Source organism: Vibrio chanodichtyis (assembly GCF_028863985.1).
In the GTDB taxonomy this organism is placed as follows: Bacteria; Pseudomonadota; Gammaproteobacteria; order Enterobacterales; family Vibrionaceae; genus Vibrio; species Vibrio chanodichtyis.
In genome coordinates this window covers 37,242-51,403 of record NZ_JARBFT010000014.1, presented here as the reverse complement: position 1 = coordinate 51,403, position 14,162 = coordinate 37,242, and the positions used below count along the sequence as shown (strand labels likewise).

Below are 14,162 nucleotides of genomic sequence, written 5' to 3'. Positions count from 1 at the left end.
AGTCATGAAAAAGCTGTTTGCACTGGTTGCAACCCTGATGTTAAGCGTGTCAGCCTATGCGACTCAATTTAAAGCGGGCGAGCATTACCAAGTGCTGAAGACACCGGTTTCCTCAACCCCTGTGGTCAATGAATTTTTTTCATTCTACTGCCCACACTGCAGTAGCTTTGAACCGATCATCGCCCAATTAAAACAGCAGCTACCAGAAGGCGTTAAATTACACAAAAATCATGTCTCTTTCATGGGCGGTAACATGGGTAAGGTGATGAGCAAAGCTTACGCCACCATGCTAGCTCTCGATATCGAAGAGCAAATGGTGCCAGTACTATTTAACCGCATCCATAGCCAACGTAAGCCACCAAAAGATGAATCAGAACTACGTCAAATTTTCCTAGATCAAGGTGTCGATGCTGCAAAATTTGATGCGGCTTATAACGGCTTTGCGGTCGATTCGATGGTGCGTCGTTTTGATAAGCTGTTCCAAGATAATGGCTTAACTGGTGTACCAGCGGTAGTGGTCAACAACCGCTACTTAGTACAAGGACAGTCCGTTGCCTCACTGGATGAATATTTCGCACTGGTCAACTACCTACTGACCCAAAAACACTAAATGCTGCAAAAACACCAAGCGTTCTGTGCTAAAAAACTTAGCGAGCCAAGCGCTCGCTAAGTTGGATGCTCATCATTAGCGGGTACACCAAAATTACACATTCTGCGCACTAAGCTGTCTAAGCAAGCGATCCATCGAGCGATAACCGAGTGCTTCGGCCAAATGAGCCCGCGTGATCTGCTTTTCATCCTGCAAATCAGCGATGGTACGTGCCACCTTAATAATCCGGTGATAAGCCCGAATCGACAAACCGAGCCGATGCAAGGCACTCTCCAAAAACTCAGCATCCGCCTTCAGCAATGGGCAATCACGATCAATCTCACGGCTTTGCAGCAAAGCGTTTACCTTGCCAGCACGATCTAACATTCGCTCACGCGCCACCATCACACGCTGACGCACCGCCGCGGTCGACTCACCACGATCGCCGCCATGAGCTAAAGTGCCTTTCGGTAGCGCTGGGATCTCAATCGACATATCAAACCGATCCAACAACGGGCCAGAGAGCCGACTTAAATAGCGCAAGATCGTCTGTGGATTGGCCCGCGCTTGGCTGCCTTGATAATAACCGGTTGGGCTGGGGTTTAACGCGCCAACCAACTGAAAACGAGCGGGAAAACGGGTTTTACCTTGCGCACGAGAAATCACAATCTCGCCCGACTCCAATGGCTCACGCAGCGAATCGAGCACCTTGCGTTCAAACTCAGGCATTTCGTCCAAAAATAATAACCCGTTATGCGCTAACGATATTTCGCCAGGACGCGGAATCGTACCGCCACCAACCAATGCCGCCATGGAACTGGAGTGATGGGGAGCGCGAAACGGGCGCAATTTCCAATTGTGTTGGTTAATCTCCTGCTGAGTCAGCGAAGCAATTGAGGCGGTTTCGATCGCTTCTTGATCACTCATGGGCGGCAATAAATCACACAAACGAGACGCCAACATGGTTTTTCCGGTGCCGGGAGGACCTAAAAACAGCAAATTATGACTGCCAGCGGCGGCAATTTCTAACGCGCGTTTCCCTTGCTGCTGACCAATAATATCTTGTAAATCACGGCTGCTTGGCGGTAGCTGCTCGCTCGGCGCACTTTGAAACAGCGACAAGTTTTGTTGACCACACAGATCGGCACACACTTCAAGCAAACTGTGCGCTGATTTATGCGCTGCACCCTTAACCAACGCCGCTTGATCGCCATTAGCATGTGGCACCACTAAACTTCGCTGCACTTGGTTGGCCGCCAAGGCGGCAGGCAACACCCCTTTTACACGACGGATCTTCCCCGATAGCGCCAGTTCACCAATAAATTCGTAACCTTCCAGCTTAGTTCGTGCAATTTGCTCTGATGCGACCAAAATGCCCAGCGCGATCGGCAAATCAAATCGTCCTCCCTCCTTAGGTAGATCCGCCGGCGCTAAATTAACGGTTATTCTTTTGGCTGGAAACTCAAAGCGGGAATTAATAATCGCGCTGCGCACCCGATCGCGTGATTCTTTAACGGTGGTTTCTGGCAGACCGACTAATGTGAAACCTGGCATTCCGTTACTGATGTGCACCTCAACCGTGACCGGAGGAGCCTGCACACCAATACTGGCCCGACTGTGAATAATCGCAAGTCCCATGACATCCCTCTAGGTTGATTTAAACCGCCGGCACCACTAGCAACAGTGACGATAAACCGTGCAGAACAGGTTATATAGCCTGATGAGATCGAATAATAATGTGAAAAAAGAATGAGTTTTTGCTTGTCATGTAACGAACATGTGTGTTAACACTAGAGACAGAAAACGATTGGTAAGATATTAGTTCAACCTAAAGTACGAATTGACTATGAATTTGAACACTCGCATTAACGCTCTAATTAACCTAATTATCGTGGTCATTCTGGTGACGACGCAGGGGCGAGTGGACGAAAGATAACCAAACAAATCCAAAAACCCCCGCACTGAAAAGTCCGGGGGTTTTTTACCATTTAGACAGTACAAAAAAATACATTCTGACCTTGTGTCCGCAAACAACTTAGCGTTGCAGATAGACAGCAAGTGAATTGATCACCATGAACATAGCAATAAACAAGTTATACGATTGGGAATTCATTTCACTAACACCACTGTAGCGTCAAGCAGGATAGGGAGAATCTCTCGCCACTGGCAGTTGCCGTTCAGCAGCCCGTCGCAAGAGTCGCGTTCAGAATCAACAGGAAGCATGGGAGCAGCACATGAAGTGCAAACACAACACCCGCAGCAACAGCAATTGTTGCCGCAAGGAGGCACGATGACTGGCGCACAATTAGTCGTTGCAGCATTACAACAACAAGGCATTAAAACCGTATTCGGTTACCCCGGTGGCGCAATCATGCCGATTTATGATGCGCTATACGATGGTGGTGTCGAGCATATCCTGTGTCGTCATGAACAAGGTGCGGCGATGGCCGCGATTGGTATGGCTCGCTCAACCCAGCAAGTCGCGGTGTGTATGGCGACCTCTGGCCCTGGAGCAACCAATTTGGTGACCGGACTCGCCGATGCACTGTTGGATTCGATACCTATCGTGGTGATTACTGGCCAAGTCGCCAGCTCACATATCGGCACAGATGCCTTTCAAGAGATGGATGTGATAGGCATGTCACTCTCTTGCACCAAGCACAGCTACTTAGTCACCGACCCAAATGAGCTTGCGCCAACCCTGGCGGAAGCCTTTCAAGTAGCACAAACCGGCCGACCAGGCCCGGTACTGGTTGATATCGCCAAAGATGTGCAACTTGGCCAAGTTCCCGTATCTCGTTTACCCAATTTTACTCCGCCAGCGATGCCACAAGTGGATGGTGCACAGTTAACTGCCGCGCAAGCTCTGCTCGCGCAAAGTGAACGTCCGGTATTGTACGTCGGTGGCGGTGTCCAACTGGCACATGCAACCGATACAGTACGCACGTTTTTGCGCGACAATCCAATGCCTGCAGTCAGTACTCTCAAAGGGTTAGGTACGATTGAACGGCACGACCCGCATTATCTCGGCATGCTCGGCATGCATGGCACCAAAGCGGCCAACTTGATCGTGCAAGAGTGTGATTTGTTGATCGCGGTAGGCGCGCGTTTCGATGACCGTGTGACCGGCAAGCTCGATACCTTTGCCCCCCACGCTAAAGTGATCCACCTTGATATTGACGCCGCCGAGTTCAATAAACTGCGCCATGCGCACGCCGCACTGCGTGGCGATATTCAGCAGATTTTGCCGCAACTTAAGCTGCCTCACACTATCGCACCCTGGCTCGATTACAGTGCCAGCCTGCGCCATGAATTAAAATGGAATTACGATCATCCGGGCGAAAAAATCTATGCCCCACTGCTGCTTAAGCAACTATCCGACCTGATGCCAGATAGCGCGATCGTCTCCACCGATGTCGGCCAACACCAAATGTGGGCTGCGCAGCACATTCAACCGCGCGCACCACAAAACTTCATCTCATCAGCAGGCCTTGGCACCATGGGCTTTGGCTTACCAGCAGCAATGGGCGCAGTCGTGGCACGGCCTGACGATCAATCGATCCTGATCAGCGGCGACGGCTCATTTATGATGAATGTGCAAGAACTCGGCACGCTCAAGCGACGCCAGATCCCAGTCAAAATAGTGCTACTGGATAACCAACGGTTAGGCATGGTGCGTCAATGGCAATCGCTATTTTTTGATGGTCGCCACAGCGAAACGATTTTGGATGACAATCCAGATTTCGTAATGCTGGCCAAAGCCTTCAACATCCCAGGGAAAACCATCAGCCGCAAACAAGAAGTTGAGCCTGCGCTACGGGCAATGCTTGCCAGCCCGACCGCTTATCTGCTGCATGTACAGATTGATGAAGAAGAGAACGTGTGGCCATTGGTACCACCGGGCGCATCCAATACTGACATGCTTGAGAATACTTAGGGAGAAGCCACATGCAACGTTATCTACTCGATATTAAAGCCGATGATAAACCCGTGTTATTAGAGCGCGTGCTGCGCGTAACTCGGCATCGTGGCTTTGTGATCAAGCAAGTCGCGGCGACCCAAAACCATGCCAGCAAAATCGCCAGCGTTGAGATTATTGTCGACAGTGACCGTCCGATCTCAACCTTGACCAATCAAATTGAAAAACTGTGGGATGTACGCTCGGTGGAAGTCACCGTGATCCGCAATGACGAACTCCCCAACAACAATTTACAGCAAAAACTTTATGCATAAGGAAGGCAATCATGGCAACAAAAACTGCTGATTATATTTGGTTCAATGGCGAAATGATCCCATGGGCAAATGCGACCGTTCACGTACTGACCCATGCAATGCACTATGGCACTTCGGTGTTTGAAGGTGTGCGCTGCTACAACACGCCAAAAGGCCCAATCATCTTCCGCCACCGTGAACACGCGCTGCGCCTGCTTGATTCTGCCAAAATCTATCGCTTCCCGATCCCCTACTCGATAGAAACCATTATGGAAGCGACCCGTGAAACCTTGCGCGCCAACAAACTCGATAGCGCCTACATTCGTCCACTGGCCTACGTGGGTAACGTCGGTCTTGGTGTGTGTCCACCGACGGGTACAGAAATGGATCTGATGATTGCCGCGTTCCCTTGGGGTGCTTATCTGGGTGACGAAGCGCTGGAAAATGGCGTAGATGCGATGGTGTCTAGTTGGCACCGTGCCGCGCCGAATACTATTCCAACCGCCGCTAAAGCTGGTGGTAACTACCTCTCGTCACTGTTGGTGGGTGGCGAAGCACGTCGCCACGGCTACGCAGAAGGCATCGCGCTGAGTGTCGATGGTTATCTTTCAGAAGGTGCGGGCGAAAATATTTTCGTGGTCAAAAATGGTGAATTACTCACGCCCCCAACCACCAGCTCGATCCTGCCGGGCATCACCCGTGATTCGATCATTACCCTTGCTCGTGACATGGGATACTCAGTGCGTGAAGCCAATATCTCCCGGGAAGCGCTGTATCTGGCCGACGAAATTTTCATGACCGGCACCGCCGCCGAAGTAGTTCCAGTACGCAGCGTCGACAAAATTACCGTCGGAGCTGGCAAACGCGGCCCGATCACCAAAGCCATCCAAAACGCTTATTTTGGCCTGTTCAACGGCAGCACCGAAGACAAGTGGGGCTGGTTGGATTACGTTTACCCAGCTGCGCAATAAGGAGTTTCCATGCCTAAGTATCGTTCCGCCACCACCACTCACGGGCGTAATATGGCGGGGGCACGCGCATTATGGCGTGCCACTGGCGTCAAAGAGCAAGATTTTGGTAAACCGATCATTGCAGTGGTCAACTCCTTCACCCAATTTGTTCCCGGCCATGTACATTTGAAAGATCTCGGTCAACTGGTCGCACGTGAAATTGAAGCCAGCGGCGGGATTGCCAAAGAGTTCAATACCATTGCGATCGATGATGGTATCGCGATGGGGCATGGCGGCATGCTCTATTCACTGCCTTCTCGTGAGCTGATCGCTGATTCAGTCGAATATATGGTCAATGCCCACTGCGCCGATGCGATGGTGTGCATCTCCAACTGTGACAAAATTACCCCGGGAATGCTGATGGCGGCAATGCGCCTCAATATTCCGACCATTTTCGTCTCTGGCGGGCCAATGGAGGCGGGCAAAACCCAGCTTTCTGACCAGATCATCAAGCTCGATCTCGTCGATGCAATGATGCAAGGTGCAGATCCCAAGGTTTCCGATGCGCAAAGTGAACAGATCGAGCGTTCGGCTTGCCCCACGTGTGGCTCGTGCTCGGGAATGTTTACCGCTAACTCGATGAACTGTCTCACCGAAGCGCTCGGTCTCTCTCAACCGGGGAATGGCTCGCTCCTCGCCACGCATGCGGATCGCAAACAGCTATTTTTGAGCGCAGGGCAACGGATTGTTGGACTCACCAAGCGCTACTACGAACACGATGATGCCGCAGTTTTGCCACGCAATATTGCCAGCAAAGCCGCGTTTGAAAACGCGATGGCGCTGGATATTGCCATGGGTGGCTCGACCAACACCGTATTGCACCTGTTAGCCGCAGCACAGGAAGGTGAAATCAGCTTTGATATGGCTGATATTGATCGCCTATCTCGCCAAGTACCACACTTATGTAAAGTGGCACCCTCGACCCAGAAATACCATATGGAAGATGTGCACCGCGCTGGTGGCGTGATGGGCATTTTGGGCGAATTGCAACGGGCAGGCTTACTTAACGATCAAACCCGTACGGTGTTAGGTCTTTCACTACGTGAACAATTGGCACAATACGATGTGAAACAGAGCGAAGATCACGCGATCAACGTCTTGTTCCGCGCCGGTCCAGCTGGGATTCGCACCACCCAAGCGTTCTCACAAGATTGCCGCTGGGAGACGGTCGATGACGATCGCCAAACCGGTTGTATCCGCGATCAAGCCCACGCTTACAGCCAAGATGGTGGGCTGGCGGTGCTAAAAGGCAATTTGGCACTCGATGGCTGCATTGTCAAAACCGCAGGGGTGGATGCCAGCATTCTGCAATTTTGTGGCCGCGCGGTCGTGTTTGAAAGCCAAGAAGAGGCGGTATCCGGCATTCTAGGTGGCCAAGTGCAAGCGGGTGATGTGGTGGTGATCCGTTATGAAGGCCCGAAAGGTGGACCGGGTATGCAAGAGATGCTCTACCCAACTACCTACCTCAAATCAATGGGACTGGGTAAACAGTGTGCACTGCTCACCGATGGACGCTTCTCGGGTGGCACCTCCGGCTTATCGATTGGGCATGTCTCGCCCGAAGCCGCCAATGGTGGCAGCATAGGTTTAGTGCGCAATGGTGATAGCATCGCGATTGATATTCCCAACCGCTCGATCACGCTCCAAGTCAGTGAAGCTGAACTGGCTACCCGCCGCGCTGAGCAAGATCAACTCGGCTGGAAACCGGTTGATCGCCAACGACCCGTGTCACTGGCACTCAAAGCCTACGCTAGCTTGGCGACCAGTGCCGACAAAGGTGCGGTGCGCGATAAGTCGAAACTTGAGGGCTAAATCATGGAACAAACACAACCAACGGGCGCAGATTATCTGCGCCAAATCTTACGCTCTCCAGTCTATGAAGTGGCCACGATCACCCCTTTGCAAAATATGCCGCGCCTTTCGGCACGAATTGCCAACCAAGTACAAATCAAGCGGGAAGATCGCCAACCGGTACATTCCTTTAAGCTGCGTGGTGCCTACAATATGGTGGCACATTTAAGCCAAGCGCAAAAAGACGCCGGCGTGATCGCCGCTTCAGCCGGTAACCATGCACAAGGCATGGCGCTGTCGGGCAGCAAACTCGGCATCAAAACCACCATTGTCATGCCACGCACGACGCCAGACATCAAAGTCGAAGCGGTGCGTGGTTTTGGCGGTGAAGTGCTGCTGCATGGTAATAATTTTGATGAGGCCAAAGCCGAAGCGGAACGCCTCGCCAAACAGCAAGGCTACACCTTTGTGCCGCCGTTCGATCATCCGTTGGTAATTGCTGGCCAAGGTACGATTGGTATGGAGATGCTGCAACAAAATGGTCATCTCGATTACATTTTTGTGCCGGTCGGCGGCGGCGGTCTAGCCGCTGGAGTAGCGGTATTGGTCAAACAGTTGATGCCCGAAATTCAAGTGATCGCGGTTGAACCGGAAGACTCGGCCTGCCTGAAAGCCGCCTTAGATGCCGGCAAGCCGGTCGTGCTCGATCAAGTCAGCATGTTTGCCGATGGCGTGGCGGTGAAACGGATTGGCGATGAAACGTTTCGCCTGTGCCAACAATATCTCGATGGCCACATCACCGTCTCCAGTGATGAAATTTGTGCCGCTGTGAAAGATATTTTTGAAGATACGCGCGCCATCGCGGAACCTTCTGGCGCACTGGCGCTAGCTGGATTGAAAAAATTTGCCGAACAGCAGCAACTGAAAGGCAAACAGCTCGGCACGGTGCTTTCTGGTGCCAATACCAATTTCCATGGTTTACGTTATGTTTCTGAGCGTTGTGAGCTGGGGGAGAAGCGAGAGGGCTTACTCGCGGTGACCATTCCGGAACGCAAAGGGGCCTTTTTCGAATTCTGTCATATTATCGGCAATCGAGCGGTAACCGAATTTAACTACCGCTATAGTGACGATAAACTGGCCAATATTTTTGTCGGGGTGCGCTTAATTGGCGGACCGGAAGAGTTGAAGTCGATCATCCATGAGTTACGCCAATCTGGTTATCCGGTACAAGATCTCTCCGATGACGAAATGGCCAAACTGCACATTCGCTACATGATTGGTGGACGCCCCTCCAAAACTCTGACTGAGCGGTTGTACAGCTTTGAGTTTCCCGAATACCCCGGCGCACTGCTCAAATTCTTAAGCATGCTCGGTACTCACTGGAACATCAGCTTGTTCAACTACCGCAACCACGGTGCCGACTACGGTCGGGTATTGTGCGGTTTTGAATTGGATACGCCAGATTTAGGCCGCTTCTCGGAACACTTGGTTGAACTCGGTTATCGTTATAAAGATGAAACAGATAATCCGGCCTACCGTTTCTTCCTCGCGAAATAGTCTCCGCCCCACCTTATCCCCACTTTATAGTGGGGCTTTTCTTATGTTCTACCACCTCAAACCATACCTTGAATAAAACTATGCACATGAAGCATAGCGATCATGCTTAACTTTCATTTAATTCATAGTCCAATCAAGACTAGACTAGAGCCAACGCTGACCATGAATGGAGAATCCCATGTTTCAAGCATTAATCTTAAACCAACAAGATAAACGCACCATCGCCACTATCAACACGATTGATGAGGAACAATTACCTGATGGTAATGTACTGATCTCGGTCGATTACTCATCTCTCAACTATAAAGATGGGCTCGCCATCACTGGTAAAGGCAAAATCATTCGTCATTTTCCTATGGTGCCGGGCATCGATTTAGCTGGTAAAGTGCTCAGCTCACAAGATGCACGCTACCAAGCGGGCGATCAAGTCATACTGACCGGCTGGGGCGTCGGTGAAAACCACTGGGGCGGCATGGCACAGAAAGCACGTTTACAGGCTGATTGGTTAGTACCGCTGCCACAAGGCTTAACCAGCCAACAAGCGATGATGATTGGCACCGCAGGTTTAACCGCCATGCTGTGCGTGCAAGCACTACTCGATGGTGGCATTCAACCTGAAGATGGCGAAATCTTAGTTACAGGCGCCAGTGGCGGGGTGGGTTCCGTAGCGGTAACCTTGCTAGCGGCATTGGGCTATCAAGTGGTAGCCGTGACTGGGCGAGCGGCCGAGAATGGTCCACTACTCACGAAACTCGGCGCGAGTCGTATTATTGAGCGTGACCAATTTGCCGAGCCAGCTCGTGCATTGGAAAAACAGCAGTGGGCTGGAGCGATCGATACGGTTGGTAGCCAGATGCTGGCTAACATCTTGGCACAAATGAATTACCACGGTGTGGTCGCGGCCTGTGGTTTAGCGGGCGGTTTCGATCTGCCGACCACAGTGATGCCATTTATTTTGCGTAACGTACGCCTACAAGGGGTAGATTCGGTTAACTGCTCATTGGAAAAACGCGTGGCGGCGTGGCAAAAACTGGTCGAACTGCTTCCTGCCAGTTACTTTGAACAAGCGTGCCACCAAATCGACTTAGCACAGGTAGCGGAATACGCCGCCGCCATCACCAATGGTCAAGTGACTGGTCGGGTGGTGATTAAATTGTAATCTCATCCATTCAAGGCCCTATATGGGCCTTGAATCATCAAGTCCCATATCTTCTACTCGCTTAGCAATCAATTTACCGCACTCCTCTTTGACAATACTGCGCAGCCACTCTTGGGCAGGAGAATGCTCACAGCGCGGATGCCAAATCATCGAATAATCAAAAGGAGTAAATGCAAACGGCAAAGGTTTCACCACCAACTGATAACGCTCAGCCACCAAATAAGCCAAATCCGCAGGTACGGTAATAATAAGCGGCATGATATCAATAATCGCTAGCGCTGCCGCTAAATGATAAGCCCTAAGCACCATTCGACGTGCTGGTTGCCCTTGCAGCGCCTGATCAAGCAGAGCTTTAACTCCATCACTAATCGCAATCATCGCGTGGGGATAATAAATATAATCTTGTAAAGTCATCGACGCTTGAGCTAGCGGATGATGCTCTGATAATAAGCACAGCACACCCACCCGCCCCAAAACTTGACTTTGCAAAGGTTGAATCGAACCAATTGGCCGACAAATCGCCAAATCAGCACCATCATAAGTCAGTTGATCCACTAGCCGCTCATGCTGCAATGGCAATAACTCAAATGCCACATTCGGAGCTTCTTGATAAATGCGTGGTAAAGCAAATGGCAAAATGGTCTGCATCGCATAATCAGTAGTCGCAATGGTGAAGGTTTGTTGACAAGACTTAGGATTAAACTCAGCAGGAGATAATAACTGGCGCAGTGTTTCAAGCGGCTGGCCAAGATCATGCTTAAATGTTAGGGCTTTTTCAGTTGGGATCAGGCGCTGTCCATGACGGGTAAATAATGGGTCATTAAGTAAATAACGCAAACGGCCAAGTATTCGGCTCATTGCTGATTGACTTAGATTCAACCTAGCTGCGGCTTTGCTGACACTGCACTCCTCAACCAACACACATAAAGCAACCAAAAGGTTGAGATCGCGACGGTAGATATCTTCTAATTCCACACTTACATCCGCTTATTACAAGAAGGCCATACTCTAGAGTTTACCCAATCGATAAATAAAATCTCAGCTTTCTCGACTAAAGCTGATACCAAGACTATTGGCAGGCAGCAGCAAGACGACCAGCGAGAGAGTCATAATCAGTATGGATATAGGCGTATAATTAATGGCTGCTACCAGCCAGCTTTTCGCGACTGAATGTTGAATATTTTTTCCTCACCAGTAATATCTACGCCCTAATTGTGATACCCAGCAGGTTTTAGCATGAATTTTAATCCGCACATTGCCACACATACCCTAGAAGCAGAAGGATTACGCTGTCCAGAGCCCGTGATGATGGTTCGGAAAACCATGCGCACAATGCAAGATGGGGAGATTTTATTGGTCACGGCAGATGATCCCTCGACCACGCGGGATATACCGAGTTTTTGCCGCTTTATGGATCATCAATTACTCGGCGCTATCACCGATACTCTGCCGTATCAATATTTGATTAAAAAAGGCCTAGTTGAATAGATCAACGCTGAATCAACCAAGTTTAAATAGCCCCATAACGGCAAAACCACCGAACTGGCCACCTTGCCGTTATGGCTTTTATCAACCTCTATTCGACGCGGTGGATCTCCGCTTGTAGCTGATGGAGCTGCTGTTTGATTTCACGCACTTGATCGTGCAGCGGAATAATATGCGCTACTCGGATCCAAGCTTCGACCGCTAAGGCGGTCATCACAAGCGCACCAATCACCATTGGCATCCATAAATTGGTTAAGGTCATCCCTAGCAGGGTCAAAATTAAGCCAAAGGTAAATAAATAACTTTGGCTTTTGGCACTCATGCCCATATAGCGGGTCAGCATACGGCTTGCTCCTTGTGTCCGTTGATTCTCAGATGGATCTCGACACAACCCTAGCACGAGATGCAGGCTTAGGATGGGCAGTCGATCACGCTGTGCAACGCGGCATAGCCAGATCGCACTGCCCAGTGCAGATTAATAGCACCCAGCAGCAATCGCCAAAGCAAAAAACAGCAGCGCTGTAATTTTACGGATCAATGCCAATGGCAGTTTGTCGGCCGAAAGCTTACCAATCAGCACCACAGGCACGTTGGCTAACAACATACCAATGGTCGTGCCCAAAATGACAAAACTCAGAGCATCAGCATACTGTGCACCAAGAATTGAGGTTGCGATCTGGGTTTTATCGCCAATTTCCGCCACAAAGAAAGCGATAAAACTGGCAATAAATGGACCGCGATTGGAGATAGACTCATCTTCATCCAATTTATCCGGGATCAACACCCAACCCGCCATCGCGAGGAAACTGACCACCAACACCCATTTTAAGATCTCCGGCGAGAGATAGTCTGCAACCACCACGCCGAGCCAAGCCGCTAACGCGTGATTGGCGATCGTAGCCAGAAAAATCGCGGCAATAATTGGGATCGGCTTACGATAACGGCTCGCCAGTAACAAGGATAACAGTTGGGTTTTGTCGCCAATCTCGGCCAACGCAACGGTAGTGATGGAAATTGCTAAAACGCTCATGACATGCTCTTCGGGATAGGGATTATTATGCAACCATAGACAAACAACCACGCCCTATCCCAGTTCGTGTTGTTTGTCTAAGGTCTTGCTAAACCTGAAGGCTCAGGTCTCACACACCATGGTAATTGAGTACCAAATATGTTGATGTGTGAATCGCTAAGTTGACCACTTAACGACCAGCTACTCCCCAAAGACGGGGCGGATTTTAGCCACATCGCGTTCCGAGTGCAACCTTTTGTCTCCAGCTTAATGCACTGGTTACCCGCTAATAACCAGCATGCAGCGATAAAAGCGCAGTGTGACCAATAAATCAGCAAGATTTGCTCTACTTTGTCAGCCAATAACTGGGTATACTTCAGTGTTATCTTTTATCAATTCAGACAGAAGAATCGCGCGAACCTGACTATGCAAAAATACGACATCAAAACCTTTCAGGGTATGATCCTCGCGCTGCAGGATTATTGGGCCCAACAAGGCTGTACTATTGTGCAACCGCTCGACATGGAAGTGGGTGCAGGTACTTCTCACCCGATGACTTGCTTACGAGCATTAGGCCCTGAACCTATCGCGACCGCGTACGTTCAACCCTCACGCCGCCCAACCGACGGCCGCTACGGTGAAAACCCAAACCGTCTGCAACACTACTACCAGTTTCAGGTGATCATCAAACCATCACCAGACAACATTCAAGAATTGTACTTAGGTTCTCTGCGTGTATTGGGGATTGACCCTTGTGTGCACGATATCCGCTTTGTGGAAGACAACTGGGAAAACCCAACCTTAGGTGCTTGGGGTCTGGGCTGGGAAGTGTGGCTGAACGGCATGGAAGTAACTCAATTTACTTACTTCCAACAAGTGGGCGGTCTAGAGTGTAAACCAGTAACCGGTGAAATCACTTACGGTATTGAGCGTCTCGCGATGTACATTCAGGGCGTCGATTCAGTTTATGATCTGACCTGGAACGATGGCCCACTCGGCAAAGTGACTTACGGTGACATCTACCACCAAAATGAAGTTGAGCAATCCACTTACAACTTTGAACATGCGGATGTGGATTTCCTGTTCACTTACTTCGACCAGTGCGAAAAAGAGTGCCAACATTTGCTGGAACTTGAAAAGCCACTGCCACTGCCAGCCTACGAGCGCATTTTGAAAGCGGCGCACGCCTTCAACCTGCTTGATGCACGCAAAGCGATCTCAGTCACTGAGCGCCAGCGCTACATTCTGCGCATTCGCAACCTCACTAAATCGGTCGCCGAAGCTTATTACGCATCCCGTGAAGCGCTGGGCTTCCCTATGTGTAAGCCGTCACAACAGAAGTAAGGGGAA

13 protein-coding genes and 1 riboswitch are annotated in these 14,162 nt (G+C 50.4%); of the genes, 9 read left to right on the top strand and 4 right to left on the bottom strand.

Annotated elements, in window-relative coordinates:
- Positions 1-4 precede the first annotated feature (4 nt).
- Positions 5-610, top strand: a complete 606-nt coding sequence (locus PUN32_RS12060; RefSeq protein WP_166013979.1) for a thiol:disulfide interchange protein DsbA/DsbL — start codon at positions 5-7, stop codon at positions 608-610.
- A 93-nt stretch (positions 611-703) separates the two neighbouring features.
- On the opposite strand, the gene PUN32_RS12055 is transcribed toward PUN32_RS12060, so the two are convergent.
- Entirely contained in the window at positions 704-2,227 is a 1,524-nt protein-coding gene (locus PUN32_RS12055) for a YifB family Mg chelatase-like AAA ATPase (protein WP_274723444.1), read from the bottom strand.
- 652 nt (positions 2,228-2,879) lie between these two features.
- On the opposite strand from PUN32_RS12055, the gene ilvG reads away from it, so the two are divergent.
- The 6 genes from ilvG (at position 2,880) to acuI (ending at position 10,318) form a co-directional block, all read left to right on the top strand.
- Positions 2,880-4,526 (top strand): acetolactate synthase 2 catalytic subunit, encoded by a 1,647-nt coding sequence (gene ilvG, locus PUN32_RS12050; protein WP_274723459.1) that lies wholly within the window; start codon positions 2,880-2,882, stop codon positions 4,524-4,526.
- A gap of 11 nt (positions 4,527-4,537) precedes the next feature.
- Entirely contained in the window at positions 4,538-4,822 is a 285-nt protein-coding gene (ilvM, locus tag PUN32_RS12045) for an acetolactate synthase 2 small subunit (protein WP_166013981.1), read from the top strand.
- 11 nt (positions 4,823-4,833) lie between these two features.
- Positions 4,834-5,772 carry a branched-chain-amino-acid transaminase gene (gene ilvE, locus PUN32_RS12040; RefSeq protein ID WP_274723443.1) on the top strand — a complete coding sequence of 313 codons (939 nt, stop codon included), beginning with the start codon at positions 4,834-4,836 and terminating at the stop codon, positions 5,770-5,772.
- Positions 5,773-5,781: 9 nt separating this feature from the next.
- On the top strand, positions 5,782-7,623 hold the full coding sequence (ilvD, locus tag PUN32_RS12035) for a dihydroxy-acid dehydratase (RefSeq protein ID WP_274723442.1): 1,842 nt from the start codon (positions 5,782-5,784) through the stop codon (positions 7,621-7,623).
- A gap of 3 nt (positions 7,624-7,626) precedes the next feature.
- A complete protein-coding gene (gene ilvA, locus PUN32_RS12030; RefSeq protein WP_274723441.1) occupies positions 7,627-9,159 on the top strand; it encodes a threonine ammonia-lyase, biosynthetic in 1,533 nt (510 codons plus the stop codon).
- Positions 9,160-9,337: 178 nt separating this feature from the next.
- Positions 9,338-10,318 carry an acrylyl-CoA reductase (NADPH) gene (gene acuI, locus PUN32_RS12025; protein WP_274723440.1) on the top strand — a complete coding sequence of 327 codons (981 nt, stop codon included), beginning with the start codon at positions 9,338-9,340 and terminating at the stop codon, positions 10,316-10,318.
- 18 nt (positions 10,319-10,336) lie between these two features.
- Here acuI and PUN32_RS12020 read toward each other — a convergent pair whose 3' ends face one another.
- Positions 10,337-11,293 carry a LysR family transcriptional regulator gene (locus tag PUN32_RS12020; protein WP_274723439.1) on the bottom strand — a complete coding sequence of 319 codons (957 nt, stop codon included), beginning with the start codon at positions 11,291-11,293 and terminating at the stop codon, positions 10,337-10,339.
- Positions 11,294-11,554: 261 nt separating this feature from the next.
- On the opposite strand from PUN32_RS12020, the gene tusA reads away from it, so the two are divergent.
- The gene (gene tusA / locus PUN32_RS12015) at positions 11,555-11,806 is read left to right on the top strand and encodes a sulfurtransferase TusA (protein ID WP_166013985.1); all 252 of its coding nucleotides are present in this window, start codon (positions 11,555-11,557) and stop codon (positions 11,804-11,806) included.
- A gap of 88 nt (positions 11,807-11,894) precedes the next feature.
- Here the strand turns inward: tusA and PUN32_RS12010 are convergent, their stop codons facing one another.
- Complete coding sequence (locus tag PUN32_RS12010; protein ID WP_166013986.1) at positions 11,895-12,146, bottom strand: hypothetical protein; 252 nt, start codon at positions 12,144-12,146, stop codon at positions 11,895-11,897.
- Positions 12,147-12,278: 132 nt separating this feature from the next.
- Positions 12,279-12,833 carry a TMEM165/GDT1 family protein gene (locus PUN32_RS12005; RefSeq protein ID WP_274723438.1) on the bottom strand — a complete coding sequence of 185 codons (555 nt, stop codon included), beginning with the start codon at positions 12,831-12,833 and terminating at the stop codon, positions 12,279-12,281.
- 90 nt (positions 12,834-12,923) lie between these two features.
- Positions 12,924-13,034, bottom strand: a riboswitch (yybP-ykoY riboswitch).
- A 204-nt stretch (positions 13,035-13,238) separates the two neighbouring features.
- Here PUN32_RS12005 and glyQ point away from each other — a divergent pair.
- Positions 13,239-14,156 carry a glycine--tRNA ligase subunit alpha gene (gene glyQ / locus PUN32_RS12000; RefSeq protein ID WP_166013988.1) on the top strand — a complete coding sequence of 306 codons (918 nt, stop codon included), beginning with the start codon at positions 13,239-13,241 and terminating at the stop codon, positions 14,154-14,156.
- Positions 14,157-14,162 lie beyond the last annotated feature (6 nt).